16 protein-coding genes are annotated in these 16,342 nt (G+C 43.7%); 9 read left to right on the top strand and 7 right to left on the bottom strand.

The genetic code is table 11. The features are described from left to right. Nucleotides 1-11 precede the first annotated feature (11 nt). The 3 genes from I6E86_RS10215 (at nucleotide 12) to adk (ending at nucleotide 2,892) form a co-directional block, all read left to right on the top strand. Complete coding sequence (locus tag I6E86_RS10215) at nucleotides 12-545, top strand: cytochrome c-type biogenesis protein (RefSeq protein ID WP_227680623.1); 534 nt, start codon at nucleotides 12-14, stop codon at nucleotides 543-545. Then, complete coding sequence (gene ccmI / locus I6E86_RS10210; RefSeq protein WP_197177373.1) at nucleotides 542-1,822, top strand: c-type cytochrome biogenesis protein CcmI; 1,281 nt, start codon at nucleotides 542-544, stop codon at nucleotides 1,820-1,822. The genes I6E86_RS10215 and ccmI overlap by 4 nt, the downstream gene beginning before the upstream one ends. Before the next feature lie 413 nt (nucleotides 1,823-2,235). Further along, nucleotides 2,236-2,892: an adenylate kinase gene (gene adk / locus I6E86_RS10205; protein WP_194363882.1), complete on the top strand. Its 657-nt coding sequence runs from the start codon at nucleotides 2,236-2,238 to the stop codon at nucleotides 2,890-2,892. Between the two features lie 238 nt (nucleotides 2,893-3,130). On the opposite strand, the gene secB is transcribed toward adk, so the two are convergent. The 4 genes from secB to rsgA form a co-directional block, all read right to left on the bottom strand. Beyond that, complete coding sequence (gene secB, locus I6E86_RS10200) at nucleotides 3,131-3,586, bottom strand: protein-export chaperone SecB (protein WP_194364156.1); 456 nt, start codon at nucleotides 3,584-3,586, stop codon at nucleotides 3,131-3,133. A 188-nt stretch (nucleotides 3,587-3,774) separates the two neighbouring features. Continuing rightward, on the bottom strand, nucleotides 3,775-4,038 hold the full coding sequence (gene grxC / locus I6E86_RS10195; protein WP_194363883.1) for a glutaredoxin 3: 264 nt from the start codon (nucleotides 4,036-4,038) through the stop codon (nucleotides 3,775-3,777). A gap of 309 nt (nucleotides 4,039-4,347) precedes the next feature. Next, the gene (locus tag I6E86_RS10190; protein WP_197177372.1) at nucleotides 4,348-4,803 is read right to left on the bottom strand and encodes a rhodanese-like domain-containing protein; all 456 of its coding nucleotides are present in this window, start codon (nucleotides 4,801-4,803) and stop codon (nucleotides 4,348-4,350) included. A gap of 191 nt (nucleotides 4,804-4,994) precedes the next feature. Then, on the bottom strand, nucleotides 4,995-6,098 hold the full coding sequence (rsgA, locus tag I6E86_RS10185; protein ID WP_197177371.1) for a ribosome small subunit-dependent GTPase A: 1,104 nt from the start codon (nucleotides 6,096-6,098) through the stop codon (nucleotides 4,995-4,997). 217 nt (nucleotides 6,099-6,315) lie between these two features. Here rsgA and orn point away from each other — a divergent pair, with 217 nt between their 5' ends. Then, nucleotides 6,316-6,903 carry an oligoribonuclease gene (gene orn / locus I6E86_RS10180; RefSeq protein ID WP_197177370.1) on the top strand — a complete coding sequence of 196 codons (588 nt, stop codon included), beginning with the start codon at nucleotides 6,316-6,318 and terminating at the stop codon, nucleotides 6,901-6,903. A gap of 183 nt (nucleotides 6,904-7,086) precedes the next feature. On the opposite strand, the gene I6E86_RS10175 is transcribed toward orn, so the two are convergent. Further along, nucleotides 7,087-7,959: a UDP-2,3-diacylglucosamine diphosphatase gene (locus I6E86_RS10175; RefSeq protein ID WP_197177369.1), complete on the bottom strand. Its 873-nt coding sequence runs from the start codon at nucleotides 7,957-7,959 to the stop codon at nucleotides 7,087-7,089. 83 nt (nucleotides 7,960-8,042) lie between these two features. Then, nucleotides 8,043-8,558, bottom strand: coding sequence for a peptidylprolyl isomerase (locus tag I6E86_RS10170; protein ID WP_194363888.1), 516 nt, complete (start codon nucleotides 8,556-8,558; stop codon nucleotides 8,043-8,045). Nucleotides 8,559-8,864: 306 nt separating this feature from the next. Here I6E86_RS10170 and I6E86_RS10165 point away from each other — a divergent pair, with 306 nt between their 5' ends. From I6E86_RS10165 to I6E86_RS10145, 5 genes are all read left to right on the top strand, one after another. Beyond that, entirely contained in the window at nucleotides 8,865-10,604 is a 1,740-nt protein-coding gene (locus I6E86_RS10165; RefSeq protein WP_197177368.1) for a glutamine--tRNA ligase/YqeY domain fusion protein, read from the top strand. A 442-nt stretch (nucleotides 10,605-11,046) separates the two neighbouring features. Further along, nucleotides 11,047-12,291 carry a TerD family protein gene (locus I6E86_RS10160; RefSeq protein WP_197177367.1) on the top strand — a complete coding sequence of 415 codons (1,245 nt, stop codon included), beginning with the start codon at nucleotides 11,047-11,049 and terminating at the stop codon, nucleotides 12,289-12,291. A gap of 234 nt (nucleotides 12,292-12,525) precedes the next feature. Then, on the top strand, nucleotides 12,526-13,164 hold the full coding sequence (locus I6E86_RS10155; protein ID WP_194363891.1) for a peroxiredoxin: 639 nt from the start codon (nucleotides 12,526-12,528) through the stop codon (nucleotides 13,162-13,164). Between the two features lie 214 nt (nucleotides 13,165-13,378). Next, nucleotides 13,379-14,041, top strand: coding sequence for a glutathione S-transferase family protein (locus I6E86_RS10150; protein WP_197177366.1), 663 nt, complete (start codon nucleotides 13,379-13,381; stop codon nucleotides 14,039-14,041). A 538-nt stretch (nucleotides 14,042-14,579) separates the two neighbouring features. Then, nucleotides 14,580-15,533: an META domain-containing protein gene (locus tag I6E86_RS10145; RefSeq protein WP_227680622.1), complete on the top strand. Its 954-nt coding sequence runs from the start codon at nucleotides 14,580-14,582 to the stop codon at nucleotides 15,531-15,533. A 105-nt stretch (nucleotides 15,534-15,638) separates the two neighbouring features. Here I6E86_RS10145 and ruvC read toward each other — a convergent pair whose 3' ends face one another. Continuing rightward, complete coding sequence (gene ruvC / locus I6E86_RS10140; RefSeq protein ID WP_068034835.1) at nucleotides 15,639-16,223, bottom strand: crossover junction endodeoxyribonuclease RuvC; 585 nt, start codon at nucleotides 16,221-16,223, stop codon at nucleotides 15,639-15,641. Nucleotides 16,224-16,342 lie beyond the last annotated feature (119 nt).

The raw sequence follows: 16,342 nt of genomic DNA, 5'->3' as shown, positions 1-16,342 counted from the left end.
TGAAATCTGTAATGGTAAAGCTCGCAAGCATTATCATCGTCTGTCTCTTTAGTATGGCCAGTTTTGCAGCGATTGATGTTTATGATTTTGACTCTGTGCAACAAGAGGCGCAGTATCGTGGCCTTATCGAAGAGCTACGTTGTCCAAAATGCCAAAATCAAAATCTGGCAGGGTCTGACGCCCCTATTGCTCAAGACTTAAAACAGAAAACCTATGACCTAATAAAAGAGGGTCGTAGTGATGGCGAGATTCGAGCTTACATGCAGGAACGCTATGGTGACTTTATCAGTTATAAGCCGCCTGTACGTCCCTCAACATGGATCCTGTGGTTTTTCCCGCCATTGTTGCTCATCTTTCTATTAGTCGGGTGGTTTTGGCAAAGCAAACGACGTCAGCTGGTCGCTAGTGGCGCAAGCGGGAGCAAGATAGATAGCCCATCAGAAGCACTGTCTGTTGCCGAAAAAGCCGAACTTGATCGTCTATTATCACGTGCTGATAACGATACAGATGATCACGATATTACCAGCCTTGGGGGCAAAAAATGACCATATTTTCTACTATTGGCTTATTCATTGCGTTAAGCTTACTCATGGCTTTAGTGCTCGCTATGATTGCGATCGTACCGTGGCTAAGAGCCCCGCGCACGCATAGCAAATCTGTCGACAATCAGTTGTTAGACATCAATGTCGCTGTGTTTCGTGAGCGGCTAGCAGAGCTAAAAACAGATAAAGACAGTGGTATCATTGATGACAATCATTATGACAACCAAAAGCTTGAGCTGGAACGCCAGCTATTAGATGCTCAGCGTGAAGTTGCGCCAATGGTCACACCAGGTATAAAAAGCCGTTTAATTATCATGGTTTGGGTACCAGTGCTGGCAGCAATGGCATACCTCATGGTTGGTAATCGTACGCCTGTATTTGAGTTGTGGGCGGCTGAGGACAAAGTCGGTCAAGTGGCTGACGATTTATTAACGGGTAAAATTGATCAGCCACCGGCTTGGGCCATCGAAGATGGTAATCAGCTGATCAGTGCCATGCAGACCAACGTCTATCGTCATGCAGGTGATTACAATCGCTGGATGCGCCTCTCAGAGCTTTTCTTATCGTTAGAAGCCACCGATTCGGCATTAGAGGCACTGTCACGCTCTTATCGTCTATCGCCTGATAACGAAGAGATTGCCACGACGTACGCACAGATTAGCTTCTTTGCCAATAAAGGTCAGCTAGATGCCAATACACGCCGCGTATTAGAAGACGTACTGGCTAAGAACCCAGCTCATGAGGGCGCGCAAATGCTGATGGCAATGGGTGAAGCACGTGCCAGTAACTTTGACCAAGCACAGGGCTGGATCAAGCGCTTACGTGATAGTATCTCTGCCAAACCAGGCGATCACACGCAGGCCTTGTCAAGCCTAGATGAGCTGAGTGCTAATGTGACGGTTCAGAAGCAGCAAGCCTCTGAAGGTGTCGAGGTAACGGTTAAAATTGATGCAAGTTTATTACCCTTGGTCAGACCTGATGATGTACTGTTTGTGGCCATTCGTGATGTCAACGGTGGTCCACCATTTGCTGCCAAACGCTTGCCGATTACTGCTATTAAGCAAGGTGAAGTTGTTATTAGCCTAAGTGATTTGGATGCGATGATGCCAGAGCGTACGCTGGGATCTGCTCGCTCAGATAAGGTACAGTTAGCGGTCATCGCCCGTATCAGTCATAGTGGGACAGCGAGCGCTGAGTCAGGAGATCTGTCAGGCAATCCTGTCGTGATTAGTGCTGATCAAACTCAGGTCAATGTTGAGATTAATCAACAAATCCCATAGTATAGCTATAGCCAACTTGCTATAAAAGAGTGACAGCGTTGCCCTTGCTTGCAGTATGAACTCTGCATTCGGTTGATGCTTCATTCTTTTAGATGTGACCGACCACAGGCTTATTGGTTTGTTGCTGATATAGTAAGTTCGAAATAAAATTAATATACCGATAGTACAGTATTAATTTTGAAGTGACCCAACGACACAACCCATGACATTAATAGCCTTGATGCCATTGATTTCATTGCTAAGACCATCAAGGCGCAACTGCGTTATATGAACAGGTAAGTCATAGACACACACTGCAGCAATAATTAAAATACTTGAGGTTTGCAAAGCCACAAGGTAAGGTAGCCTTGCAAACAACCAATCCCTAAGTTTTATTAATCCCTAAAATCCTATCTATTGAGGAGACTCGTATAATGATGCGTATTATTTTGCTAGGTCCACCAGGCGCCGGTAAAGGTACCCAAGCCCAGTTTATTTCTAAAGAATATGATATTCCGCAGATCTCAACTGGCGATATGCTGCGTGCAGCAATCCAAGAAGGCAGCGAGCTTGGCAAAAAAGCCAAAGATATCATGAATGCTGGTGGTCTGGTTTCTGATGATCTCATTATCAACCTAGTGAAAGAGCGTATCGCTAAGCCTGATTGTGTCAATGGTTGTATTTTTGACGGTTTCCCGCGTACGATTCCACAGGCGCAAGCGCTTGCAGATGCTGACGTTGCAATCAACCACGTGGTAGAAATCAGCGTACCTGATGATGAAATTGTCAACCGTCTCTCTGGTCGTCGCCAGCATCCAGGTTCAGGCCGTGTGTATCATGTTCATCACAATCCACCAAAGGTCGACGGTATCGATGACGTGACTGGTGAAGCGTTAATTCAGCGTGAAGATGACAAAGAATCGACCATTCGTGACCGTTTAGCGACGTATCATGAGCAGACATCAGCGCTCGTTGGTTTCTATCAAGACAAAGCTAGCAAAGGTGCTGATGCGCCTAAGTATGATAAGTTTGATGGCACGCAAGGCATTGATGATGTTAAGCAGCAAATCTTGTCTGCACTAAAAGGCTAATGGTTGATTGTAAATAATCGATAGTCTATTAGACATAAAAAAACCCTGTTTATTAGCAGGGTTTTTTTATGCTTAATTTAAAAGTTATTCTTCAGTTCTTGGAATAAAATCAACTCTTGGACTAAAGTTAAATAATTATTTAAACAGCAGCCACAAAAAAACCGTTCACTTATAAAAAGTAAACGGCTTTTTATCAAAATATGCTATTTATAACGCTAGCATACTTATGATTTAAAACTTATGCATTACCTTCAGCATCGATTTGCGCTTGCTGTTGGCTCTGTGCGTAAGCTTGGTCAAAGTTGACAGGGGCTAGTAGCAATTGCGGGAAGCTACCACGTGTCACGATGTCACTGATGACTTCACGAGCGTATGGGAATAGCACGTTCGGGCAGTATGCACCTAAGATTTGACCGATTTGGTCTTCTGGAATGTCTTTTAGCAAGAAAATACCTGCTTGATGCACTTCAGCGATAAATGCCGCTTCATCAGCATTCTTTGCAGTCACGCTGACGGTCAAGATGACTTGATAATGGTCATCATCCAGTTTTTCTGCATTGCTAGACAAGTTAATATCCAGCTCTGGGTTCCACTCTTTGGTGAATACGCTAGCGCCTGGTACTTCAAGTGATAAATCTTTTACGTAGATACGCTCTAGTGCCAATTGTGGTTGTGCTTGTTCTTCAGCCATGATAAATCCTCTAAAATCGAATCAAATAATTGGGAAAAGGTCACTTTAATCAAAGGTCATTGTAATATAAGTAGAGACTATTTTTCGATATTGTCTCGATATTTTTTAGCTTGATGTCTTTTGATGACTTCCACTCTCGCTACTGTCTGTCTTTGTATAAACAAAGACAGACAGTAAAGCAAGGTAGCAGATTAACCTGCCAATAGCTCGTCAAGTTTGCCCTGCTGGTTCATTTGATTGAGTTCATCAAAACCACCAACGAAGGTATCGCCGACGAAGATTTGCGGCACAGTGCGATAGTTATTGGTTTTGGCCATCAGTGCTTGGCGCTCTTCACGGCTCATGTCGTGCATGCCGATCTCTTCATAATCAACGCCTTTGGTTTTTAATAGTTGTTTGGCGTTTGAGCAGTATGGGCAGATTGGCGTGGTATAAACTTTAACAGAAACAGTCATGATAAATCCTTATTTATAAATGTGTGCGATAACAGCGAGATTATAGATATAGTCTGTTATCAATCAATAAAGTGCAACGGTATTCGGTGATGCTCATTACTAAAGTGGGGATGGCCATGACAAATTCAAGACGTCTTAACTTAAAACGTTTTATAGCATTAAAAATGCCATAAAAAAAGACACCTTTTATAAGGTGTCTTTTTTTATGTTGTCAATGAGCCAGTAGCAATATAAGCTGAGCATCTTGTATAAGTACTTAAATCAAAAACTTTATAAAAGACGTTTTATTCAAGCACTTATACTGATTCGCTATTTACTTAGACTTGGTTTTGTATTACCTTTGGTTTTTGACTTGGCGTCTTTGATACCCACCAATGGCATGCCAGCGCCTTGCCAGCCGCCAATACCGCCCTCTAGGCGATAGACTTCAGCTTTGCCAATCATCTGAATGGCAGCGCCTGCTTGCACGCCCATGTCGCAGATGATGATTACTGGATGCTCAATCGCACGAATTTCTTCTAAGCGCTCTTTGAGGTCAGTAAAAGGTATGTTGCGGCTGCCTTGAATATAGCCTGATTCAAACTTCTTCTTGGCACGGATGTCAATCAGCTGCGCGTTTTGAGAGTTGACCATCATGCCAAGGGTGTTGGGCGATATTTTTCTGCCGCTACGTTTGTTCTCAATCGTAAAGAACAGTATCGCAAGTACGGCCAATATACCAAATAAAAACGGGTGGTTGCCCACAAATTCCAGCGCACGATCCAAACCATACCTCCAAAAAATAAGTGTTCTGTTAAGCTGAACAGACAGCCTAACGATATCGAACAAGGCGCTATTATACCGATAAGGTCATCTATAGTAAACGGGCGATAACTGAGCAGTAATTTTACCTATGAGCCTCATAAAAATATCGACTAAAAATATCGACTAAAAAGCATCTGCTAATAACGTCGCGATTAATAGGGCTTAGTATCAGCCTCTTCTCTCAATGTAACGAGATTTTCGACACGGCGCTGTAACACTTCACCAGCAGCCACCGCTTCCCATAGCGCACAGCCTTTGCTGTTGTGGGTATGACGACAGTCACGGAACTGGCAGTAACCAGCCAGTGGTGCCAGCTCGACGAAGCCCGATATAATGTCATCTGGACTCAAATGCCAAATACCGTACTCACGGATACCGGGGGTGTCGACGATGCCACCTTGGGTCAAGTCGTCTGGATTAAACGGTAATAAACGGCTGGTGGTGGTGGTATGCTGACCGAGCTTCGAGTTTTCAGAGATGATATTTACCACTTGACCAGATTCTGGCAGTAGCGCATTGATTAGACTGCTCTTGCCAACACCAGACTGTCCCGCAAAGATAACCAGCTTTTTATCTATGTAGCGTTTTAGCTCATCCAGTCCTTCTTGCTCATCGCTATCCGCGACGTTTTCAGGACAATCAACGGAAGTTAAGACGCTCTCATAACCGAGTGCGGCATATTGCGCTAATAACTCATTGGTATCGACGCCATTTTCTTGCGCCAGTAAATCGGCTTTATTAAGCACCAATAATGGCGTTACGTCAGCAAGATGACAAACCACTAAGTAGCGATCAATCAGTGTGGGGGCAGCAGCAGGCAGTGGGGCAAAGACAATGGCCAAAATATCGACGTTGGCGGCGACTGGTTTGAGCTTATGATAACGATCAGGGCGAGAGACGAGCGAGGTTCGTGGTTTGACGGACTCGATACGGCCAAAGCCTGTATTGGAGTCAGCATTCCAGCGCACTTGGTCGCCTGCCGCTAGCATCGGCAGGTTGGTACGCACATGACAACGCCAAATATCACCCAGCTCAAGCGTTTGCCAAAACGGCTCAGGATCATCAGGCCCAATCTCTGGCTGCTCAGGTATCACCGCAGGCAAACTGGTGACTTGCACCTCTAATTGCTTACCGTAATGCGCCATGACCACACCATCCATCAAGCTGTCGTCGATACTGTCTTGACTTAATAATTGCTGCTTGTCAATGCGACGAATCTGTTGTTTAGTCAGTTTGCGCTGCCGGATTAATGCCATGGGTTTGAACCTATTATAAAAATATTGCTAAGTGTAGCGTGAAAATTTGCTAACATACAGCCTAAAGCGCCTGTGACAGGCAGTGGTTTTGTAATGTTTTAGATGTCGGCGAGATTTTAGCCACTCATTAACGCTTATCATGCTGTCTGCGCACCACATTTTTGCGCCGTATATTTTTTTAAAACTGTCTCACAATTTATTGACCATAGGATATTTTATGACCATCGGTGACCATCCCAATAAGATTAAAATCAGAAATCAAGGCAAAAAAGGGCTGGTGTGGATTGATTTAGAAATGACCGGACTTGATACTTTAAACGATGAGATTATCGAGATTGCTACCGTTGTCACTGACGAAGATTTGAATGTGCTTGCCGAAGGGCCTGTTTTTGCGATCAAAGTATCAGATCAAGTCCTAAATAAGATGGATGATTGGAATACCAAGCAACATGGTCAGTCAGGATTGGTCGACCGTGTGCGCCGTAGTACGGTGACTTTGGCAGAAGCGGAAGCGGAAACCATCAAATTCCTGAATAAATGGGTCGATAGTGGTAAGTCGCCTATGTGTGGCAACTCTATCTGTCAAGATCGCCGGTTTATGGCGCGCCAAATGCCAGAGCTCGAGCGCTTCTTCCATTATCGTAATCTGGATGTGTCGTCTATCAAAGAGCTGTGTTTCCGCTGGCGTCCTGACATCTTAAGAAACTTTGAAAAAGGTGGCAGTCATTTAGCATTGGATGATATTCGCGATTCAATCCGTGAGCTAAAGCACTATCGTCAGCACTTTTTCAAATTGATTGTTTAAATTAATTGTGTAAATTTAGAGTCGAGTTAGAAAGGTTTTAGATGGCAAAGCCGTATGAGCCTCTACTATGACCAACACAAAAAGGGTCTGTTGACAATTCAACAGACCCTTTTTGTGTTCAAGGAATATTATTTAAACTATCTTATGTTAAAAACAGCCAAACGCTATTTATAACGGCAGCTCTTAAGTAAGAAATTTAAATTCAAACAACTCAAACTGAGCGTCGTTATTACCTAAACCATCATCTGCTGTCACAGTGCCAATCACAGCGCTTACCTTTGGCTGGCGAGTATCTTTGTCTAATAAGCGCCAGTCGCCAAGCACATAGCGTTTTTTATCAGCGGTCGCTTGATGTATGTCTGGACGATGGGTATGTCCGTGTAATAGCGCATCGCTAGCCGTGATGGCTTGACGGACGGCCTCATCGTTCACATCCATGATGTGCGCCGCTTTATTGGCATTGTTCTGCTGACTTCGTTGGCGCATATTGTCTGCAATAGCCAAGCGTTTTTCTAGTGATTTATTGAGCAGATACCACTGGGTCAAACGGTTGCGCATGACTTTGCGAAAAAACTGATACTTTTTATCATCGGTACAGAGTGCATCGCCGTGTTCCAAGCGATAGTTCTGCTGTCCAACAGTCAAGTTGTATGGCTCATAAATCAGCTCACCACCGAACAGACTACAAAACGGCTGACCTAAGAGAAAATCACGATTGCCATGCATGACCAGTATCTCGCACCCATTGATTCGTAACTGCTTGAGCTTCACGATAAGCGGGGTCAGCCAATGCGCTTTTTGTTCACCCTCTGGCTGCTCGTCCTCTGACCCTTTCTCTTTTAATAGGGACAGATACATATCATCGCCCAGCCATACCTCAAACCAATCACCTAAGATGAATAAGCGTTTGAGCGCTGGCAGGGCAAGACAGTCATCCAGCAGCGCCAAAAAAGCCTGCACTAAGGCAGGCTCTTCAGGTGATAAATGCAAATCGCTAATCAATACCTGCCGCACCTGATGCGGGCGGGTTGTGATTAAATGATTAAAACTTTGCATTTATTGGTGTCCTTATCATGGTTGCTACCTTGGTAACGCTATGTACCTAGGTAGCTGTGGCAATGCTCTTTTAGAAACAATCGTTATTCAGAAACGATGGTCGCTGAAGTGATCACGACTGGCTCTTTTGGCACATCAGCATGCATACCGAAACGGCCTGTTGGTACGCCGCGCATTTTTTCGATAACGTCCATACCGCTAGTGACTTTACCAAACACGGTGTAACCCCAACCTTGCATGTTTTTGCCAGTGTGGTTTAGGAAGTCATTGTCTTTTACATTGATAAAAAACTGGCTAGTCGCTGAATGCGGATCTTGCGTACGTGCCATCGCAATCGTACCTTTATCATTCTTTAGGCCGTTGTCCGCTTCGTTTTCAACAGGTGCGTTGGTTGGTTTTTCATTCATCTCAGCGTCCATTCCACCGCCTTGAATCATGAAACCATCAATGATGCGATGGAAAATGGTACCGTCATACTGACCAGATTTTACATAGTTCAAAAAGTTTTCGACAGTCTTTGGTGCTTTTTCTTCGTTGAGTTCGATAACGATCGCACCCATATTGGTTTCAAGTTCTACTACTGGTGGCATGTCTACCATGGGATATTCCTCTTTGATTGCAGCGCCTTAAATGACACTGTCAAGTGGTGGGTAAAAAGTTGGTGGATAAAAAGTTACGGGTAGTCTAACGGCTTTTTTATCCCGTGTCATGTATCAGGCTGTTAATGCGTTTGTGAAACCTGATAGAATAACGCAACTTTACCCATTTCTGATGAATTTTGATAATGCGGTCGCACTGTCTGAATTTTTATATTTCCATTTTATTTTAATACTTTAGTTTGAATGTCTCGTGCTACGTGATGGCACGCAGCATGAGCTGATAATTTGCGTTAGGAGCAATGCCCGATGAGTGAACACTCAAACAATAATGCACAAAAAGACGAACCAAAAAACGATTTTATCCGTAATATCATTCGTGATGATGTCAGTGCGCAAAAATACCCACAAATTGTCACGCGCTTTCCTCCTGAGCCAAATGGCTACTTGCACTTAGGTCATGTCAAATCTATCTGCCTAAACTTTGGGGTGGCCAAAGAGTTCGGCGGTGTGTGCAACCTGCGTTTTGATGACACCAACCCGACTGCCGAAAAGCAAGATTTCATCGATAATATCGAAAACGATGTCAAATGGCTTGGTTTTGAGTGGGCAGGGGATGCACATCATGCCTCAGGTTACTTTGATCAGTTGCATGCATGGGCAATTCAATTGATTAAGCAAGGTGATGCGTATGTGGATTTACAGTCAGCTGAGCAGATCAAAGAAAACCGTGGCTCATTCACTGAAGCTGGTACACCGTCTCCGCAGCGTGATGCTAGTGTCGAGGAAAACCTAGCACTTTTTAATGATATGAAAGAAGGCAAGTATGCGGAAGGTAAGGCTATTTTGCGCGCCAAGATTGATATGGCAAGCCCAAATATGAACTTGCGTGACCCTGTTATCTACCGTGTTATGCATCAATCACATCATCAAACGGGCGACAAATGGTGCATCTATCCGATGTATGATTTTGCGCATCCGCTCTCTGACGCGCTAGAAGGCATTACCCATTCATTGTGTACGCTTGAGTTTGAAGATCATCGTCCATTTTATGACTGGGTTATCGCAAAAATAGGCTTTGATGTGCCGCCGCATCAGTATGAGTTTAGCCGCCTAAATGTTGACCATACATTGACCAGCAAGCGTAAGCTCAAGCAGCTCGTCGATGAAAGTATCGTGAGCGGTTGGGATGATCCGCGTATGCCGACTGTCGCTGGCATGCGTCGCCGTGGTTATACGCCAGAGGGTTTGCGTGATTTTTGTGAGCGTGTAGGTGTGACCAAAGCCGATAGCGTGGTTGATTTTCGCTTATTGGAATTTAGCGTTCGTCAGTCGTTAGAGACGACAACGGGACGTGGCATGGCAGTCTTAAAGCCACTAAAAGTGACCATTACGAACTTTGCAGAAGCGGCTAGCAGCTGGGAATCTGAAAAAGCTGATAGCGTTATTGCACGCTTTGATGATGCAACTCAGACGCTTTGGTTGACTCAGCCGAATCATCCTAATGTCGATATGGGCGAGCGTGAAATTCCATTCACTGAGACCATCTATATCGACCAAGGCGATTACGAGATTGAGCCGCCAGCAGGGTATAAGCGCTTGTCACCAGAAAAGCCAGAAATCCGCCTGCGCAATACTTATGTGCTTGCAGTGACCGAGCATGTTACTGACGACGCTGGTAATGTCGTTGAGCTAAAAGCAACGATTGACCCGACTACTTTGGGTCAAAATCCTGAAGGCCGCAAGGTGAAAGGTGTGATTCACTGGGTATCGGCCAGTCAAGGCGTCCCAGCCACCGTGCGTATGTATGAGCAGCTATTCAGTGTTGAAGACCCAAGTAGCGTCGCTGACGTCCATCAAGCGTTAAATCCGAACTCATTGACTGAGCTAAATGCTGTGGTTGAGCCATCGTTGGTCAATGCGGATGCAGGCACGCGCTTTCAGTTCGAGCGTGAGGGTTACTTTATCTCTGACAGCGAAGATCACAGCACTGATGAACCTGTATTTAACCAAATCGTTAGCTTGCGTGACAGCTATAAGCCAGCTTAATTTGTATTGGTTCAATATAGAAATATCATTGTTCAAACAGATGTTTTGACATAATACTGAACAATAGTAGTTTGCAAATAAGCCCATTTCTAGTACGCTAGGGATGGGTTTTTTTGTACATGATTATAACGGCGAGTTTTGTTTATGGGATTCTGGAATGGTGGTTTAAGTCTTTAAAATTAGTACAAAGCAGTCGATTCAATGGCGTAGTATTAGGGCGTGTCTTCAATTCAATCGATAGACATCTAAATGGTTTAAAAACGGCTAAATCTTGCCAAACGGCGTCAAATAGCTGACTAATATCTCGATATTATTTGCGCTATTTTCCTTGTTTGACTGCAATTTATCTCATTTTTATTACCATTTTTAAAATGAAGACACGCCCTAATTAGCTAAGAGTAGATATTAAAACGGACTTACCCTCATTTTTAGGATGAATATAATGCTCAATCTCATTACGGGTCAAAAAGCTAAGTTTACGGATGTAGGAATCGCACAGCAGTTTACTTTGGTGGTAGAATTGATGACCAATAGCGCGGTTATAGACGTAGCCTGCTTTGGGCTAGATAGTCAGCAAAAGCTGGCAAGTGATGATTATATGACTTTTTATAATCAGCCAAAGACGCCATGTGGGGCAGTCAGTTGGCAAGCGACAAATCAGCAGCAGCGCTTCGATATAGATCTGAATAAACTGCCCAATACGATAGATTATTTGGTATTGACCGCGACCATTGATGGGCAAACCACCATGCGAGAGCTTGGTGCTAGTAAAGTAATATTAGAGCAAGCAGGGCAAACGTTAGCCACTTACCATTTCGATGGCAGCGGCTTTGATAGTGAACGCGCCATCATGCTATTACAAGTCTATCGCAAAAATGAGGTTTGGCGCATTAACGCGATTGGCCAAGGTTTTAGCGGTGGCTTGAGTGCGTTGGTCACCCATTTCGGTGGTGAAGTGGCGGATGATAATAGTCGCTCGACACAGCCTCATTCAGAAAGCGCGCTGTCTACTGATATTCCCGACAGTCAGTCAAAACCTTTTAATTTAAAGAAAGTCACATTAGACAAACCTGGTAGTGAGCATCGAATTAACCTTACTAAAGGAAGTAGTGATCACTTAATAGTAGAAGCAATATGGATAGATAATGGTGATGCCAGCGCCAATAATGATGACTTGGATTTACGTGTTGGCATACTGGCACAGAATGGTAAAGCCATTAGCTATGTCCATGCACCAGAGCAAAGCGGTAGTTTGAGCCGTATGCCTTATATTGAGCATCAAGGCGATATTAAGGTTGCTAGTGCCAATGAGCCAGGAAAAGAGACCGTTTTGGTCAGCTCAGACATTGCTAAACATTATGGCGGCAGAGTCGCGCTGGTATTTTCAGTCTATTCCGCTGTATCCAATGGCGCAGTCTCCATCGCCTCCTTGCAGCCCAAAATGCGAATGCAATATAAAGATCAAATTATAGAATGTGTCTTTAACATAAAAGCTTCCCCTAAAGCCAAAAGCAATCTCGTATATACCTACGTCATTGGCATCGCCATTATTGATGAGCAGGGCATTACCTTGCAACATTCAGGGGAGACCAGTAAGCGTATGAGTGAGGCAACGCCACAGTTGGCATGGAAGGGTGATAAGGTTGAGTTAAAAATTAATGGTGCGCCTATGTTTAAATCTGGCTAGCATTGAGTAATACGCTGATAAGCTAATGAGTCGTTATCATTCATTGTGATCTTATTTGCAAACGGAATAATGGCATTACAATCCGTCACAAGACATTCATAACCAGTTTGATAAGATAAAGTCAGTTTTTAAGGATGTGCTTTGCTTTTTTATGGTGAGCACGTCGATGATAATAATAGAGCGCGAGGCCACAGGTCGATACAAGCGCTCATCAACATAGCTAAGGAATAAAGCATGGCACATTTACGTTTAGGCGATACCGCACCGAATTTTGACGCGGCAACCACAGAAGGCGATATCAATTTCCACGAGTGGGCAGGTGATCATTGGGTGGTTTTCTTCTCGCATCCAGCAGACTTTACCCCAGTATGTACCACTGAGCTTGGCCGCGCAGCCGCCCTTAATGGCGAGTTCCAAAAGCGCAACGTCAAGCCAATTTGTATCTCTGTCGATAGCTTAGAAGACCACAAAGCATGGGCGAGTGATATTGGCGAGACCCAAGGGACAGAGATGAATTTCCCAATCATCGCTGACCCGAATAAAAAAGTCGCTGAATTGTATGACATGATGCACCCAAATGCCGATAGCACGCATACCGTACGCAGTGTCTTTATCATTGATCCAAATAAGAAGGTTCGCCTGACGCTCACATACCCTGCCAGCTGTGGCCGTAACTTTGATGAAATCATCCGCGTCATTGATGCGATGCAGTTGTCAGATGAGTACAACATCGCGACGCCAGTAGATTGGAAGGATGGTGATGATGTCATCATTCCACCAAGTGTCAAAAACGAAGACATCGCTGCGAAATATCCTAAAGGTTATACAGAAGTGAAGCCTTATCTACGTACTACACCTGCGCCAAACAAGTAAGCTGAAAGCTCTTATTGTCCTTTGGCTAAAAATAAAAGCCCTGTAACGTGACGTTATGGGGTTTTTTGCTATGAAGATAAAAAGTCATCAATTATCTTTAGGTAATATCGTTTTTGAATGATATATTTTCGATAAGCGTTATTCACTATAAGAAAATAGTCATAAAAACTAACTGTATTAAGTTAATGCTTAATCATCTTACAAGGAGTTTGCCATGAAAAAATTATACGTCACTCGTACTGCACCGAACCCACGCAAAGCACTAATTTTATTAGCATCAAAAGGAATTGATGTTGATGACATGGACGACATTGATGTCATTGATATTGATTTTGCCGCTAATGAACAGAACTCAGACGAGTTCACTGCAATGAATCCTATGCGTACTGTGCCAGTGTTGAAATTGTCTGATGGCACCGTACTTAATGACTCACAGGCCGTTTGCGAATACCTTGACCGCGTCTATGGTGAGCGATCGGTGATGGGCAATGATGTCATACAACGCGCGCAAGTGTGCTCTATGCGCCGCATTGCCGAGTTTGAAGTACTGTATAATTTCATGTTGGCGTTTCAACACAGTAACCCAGCCAAAGCCCAGCGTGTTGAGCAAGTGCCAGAGTTCGTTGCACCCTCTATTGCACGGGGAGTTAAAACACTCGCTTATTTTGAAAATATACTAGAAGGCCGTGAGTATTTGGTGGGCGAGCAATTAAGCTTTGCTGACATCGTATTGTACTTGGGATTGGATTTTGGCAAAGTATTGAAAGTCAATCCGAATGAGCAAGGTGAAAACTTGGCCCGTTTTTATCAAATGATGAATGAGCGTTTCAGTATTAAAAATATGGCAAAAGCCAAACCTGCCGTAGCCAACGATTAAATAGATAAATAGACAGACAGCTGGCAAGATTGACTCATATTTAGAGGATGACTTGTCACAGACGATATCAAGGGGAGCAAACACTTTATGTTGGCTCTCCTTTTCTATTGATGACATGACTAGCTAACCAATAGATAGATACAGTCAGAGAACGACTAAACGGCTACGGCGTTACTCTCCCTATTTGAAATATAATAAAAATCAACATTTCATTACATAAGGTAATAGCGTCAAGGTTATAGTGGTTAGTCTGTCTCTATCATACTAGGGAGTGTCTTCAATCCAATCGATAGACATCTAACTGGTTTAAAAACGGCTAAATCTTGCCAAACGGCGTCAAATAGCTGACTAATATCTCGATATTATTTGTGCTATTTTCCTTGTTTGATGGCAATTTATCTCATTTTTATTACCATTTTCAAAATGAAGACAGGCTCTAATGATAATTCAAAACAGTCATTTGAGAGACGAAAGAAAAGCAAGTATGAGAGAAAAGCAACAGAGAAAAGTGATACACGCTTACTAAGAGGTACATCATATGGTAGGTAGAGCCAAACAATCAGCAATGACCCTGTTTTTATTGCCAAGCGTATTGGCCGCAAGTTTGATGCTAAGCGCTTGTCAAAAAGAAACAGTACCTGAATCATTATCTAGCGAAGACGATGCATCAGGTATCACTGACCCTAGTGATGCGGTGGCTAGCGAAAGCTTAGCATCTAATGTGAGTCCTATAACAAGTGCAGTTGATTCGACCGAAATCACGCCTGAGAGAAAACTGATAACGACTTTGTCTCAACATCGCTGGACATTGACGAGTGCGATAGATGCGAACCATAATTCTATGGCTGAGTTTGCAAAGATTAACGGTCAGGTAACGCTCGCATTTAACCAATATCAAGGGCAAGACACGCTAAGTTTTAGCGTAGGTTGTAACTTGATTAGTGCAGCCTATCAGCTACAAGGTCAGACTTTGACTATTGAGGATGGCATGAGTACCAAAATGTCTTGTGGCGATCTTGATAAAGCTGAAAGCACTCTGAATACGTTGATGGTAGGCAGCAGTGAAATAAAAGTTGAGCAAGGTGAGCATCCAGTATTGACGCAGTTTACCAATGAGAATGTCACTTTGGTTTGGAATGGTAGGCTCACCTCTCAAGCAAAATACAATAGCAAGGGCGAGACGGTGTTTTTGGCAGTCAGCCCCAAAAAATTAGCTTGTGAAGAGCATGGCGACCAGCAGTGCTTGCAAATTAAACCCGTCACCTATAACGATCAAGGCATCAAAATTCATGAAGGAGAATGGCGACTGTTTGCTGGTGAAATTGACGGCTATCAGCATGATAATAGGCATGAAGAAGTGTTACGCGTGCAGCGCTATCAGCTAGACAATGGCAATTTATTAGCCATCGATGAGTCATCAGTAGATGATACCGATGATAAACAGTATGCTTATGTATTAGACGCTGTTATTGAAAGCGAAGTCGCAGAGTGATTTGCTATCATTTAGCACTTTAAAGATTGAAAACTACCATGATTGTTCTCACAAAAAAACACGCGTTCAATAGCGCGTGTTTTTTATTGCCTATCTATTCCAATTTTAGCGTAGGTTACCCAAATCTTCCTCAGTCAAACGCCAGCGTCCTTTTTTCTTAGAACCACCGCGTCCTCGCATAGAGCTGTTGAGTAGTAGTTTATTCATGGAATGGCTTGAGTGTGCGTGACAAATGGCACAGGCCAGACCGTCGGCCGCATCCTGTTGGGGTACAACGTCTAGTGAGAGTATCCGGCAGACCATCTCCTGTACTTGCTCTTTAGCCGCCGCACCATAGCCGCATACCGCTTGCTTAATCTGACGAGCCGTATATTCTGATACTTCTAAATCCAATGCCACCATGGCTGCAATCGCAGCACCCCGTGCTTGCCCAAGCTTAAGCGCAGAATCAGGATTTTCTGCCATAAATACTTGCTCAATTGCCGTATAAATGGGTTCGTCAGCATATTTTAAATGGTGCTGTGTGATGCGCGTTAAGCCATTGAAAATACGCTTGAGACGTTCAGGCATTTCTTTGGTATCTGTGCGAATCGTCCCAGCATCGATGTAGGTGAGCTTATCTCCCGTCTGCTGCACGATGCCATAACCCGTCATGCGTGATCCTGGGTCAATCCCGATAATAATTGCCATAGTATTCCATCTTGCTTACATTTTGTTTTATGGCTTAAAAATTAGCCTTAAGTTTGATAGTATAGCAACCAATCCCCATATACATCATATGTTAGCCATTTTAATTTGCATGGCGCTCA

Origin of the sequence: Psychrobacter sp. SWN149, from assembly GCF_015864565.1 — a bacterium.
Lineage (GTDB): Bacteria > Pseudomonadota > Gammaproteobacteria > Pseudomonadales > Moraxellaceae > Psychrobacter.
The sequence above is the reverse complement of the archived record's forward strand: the minus strand, read 5'-3'. Positions and strand labels throughout refer to the sequence as shown.